This is a genomic window from Serratia sp. HNCC26DJ244, from assembly GCF_057180565.1.
In genome coordinates this window covers 1-1,199 of sequence record NZ_JBXUGO010000068.1, presented here as the reverse complement: position 1 = coordinate 1,199, position 1,199 = coordinate 1, and the positions used below count along the sequence as shown (strand labels likewise).

Below are 1,199 nucleotides of genomic sequence, written 5' to 3'. Positions count from 1 at the left end.
GCACCAGCGTCGCACCGCTGTCAATGTCGGTATCAGCGGTCAGCCCACTGTTGGCGGCACTGACAGTGAAGGTACCGGCTTGTAGCTGTAACAGACCTGCGCCGGTTAACCCATCGGTAGTACTGGAGGTCCCGCCCGCAGTCAGCGTTAGCGTGCCAGTCCCCAGGTTAATGATGCCATTGTTGGTGAATAGCCCACTGGTCAGCACCCCGCTGCCTAACAGTACCGTGCCCTCATTGGTGGTGCTCCCCACCTGTTGGTTGTAGTTATTGAGGTTAAAGGTACTGCCGCTGTTCACGGCCAGTAAATAGGTACTCCCCAGCGCCCCACTGGCCCCCAGCAACACGCTGCCCCCACGGATGGTGGTGCTGCCGCTGTAGCTGTTGGTGCCGTTGGAGAGGGTTAACGGTGCCAAGGTGCCGTCCAGTACAAGACCGCCGGTGCCAAACACGTTAACCAGCAAGTCGTTGTTGGAGCCAGGCAAACCGTCGGTGGCTATCACCAGCGCATCGTTGCCATCTTCCAGCAACTCCAGGGCGGTAAGGGTATAATCCATATACAGGCCCGCGCCATTGCTGCCACTGTTGCTCAAGCCATAATCATAAATCCCGTTGGCAACATGCACGCCATTCTGTTCAATTTGGTCTGAGGTATTTTGCCCAACGTTAGTACCATTGATCTGCAAGGTCAGCAGGTCAGCCCCCGTCGCCGTGGTGGCACTCACCAATTGCATGGCATTATTGCCGGTCATTTGATTGAGCAGTGAGCCACTGCCGGTGGTGTTATCTATTGCTGCATTGCCTAAAATATTTACCGTACCGCCGGTGGCAATAAAATTATCGGTGCTGAGCAAGCCATCTGCACGTACCCCCGGGAGGTCACCATAAAACGTCAGGGTGCCGCCATTCAGGTCTACATTGCCGACAGATTCGGTGGTGGTCACCCCGTTGCTGCCGACCGTCGCATTACTGCCCGTGCCCAGATCCAGCGTCGCCAAGGTTAACGCGCGGGTATTATCACCGGCGAGGGCAAACAGGGTATTTTGCACATTCACCGTACCGGCAAACGCACTGCCCACTGTACTGCCAAAGTTAAACGCACTGTTGTTGGTGTTGACATTGACATCCCCCAACCCGGTCAGCGCATTATTGAAGGTCAACGCCCCGGTGGTGGTGATATTCAAATCACTGCTGGTATCC

The 1,199-nt window shown here is 55.9% G+C and carries 1 pseudogene; it reads right to left on the bottom strand.

Features of this window, described 5'->3' with window-relative positions:
- Nucleotides 1–1,199, bottom strand: a pseudogene (locus AC2A06_RS18555) (autotransporter outer membrane beta-barrel domain-containing protein); the annotation flags it as partial.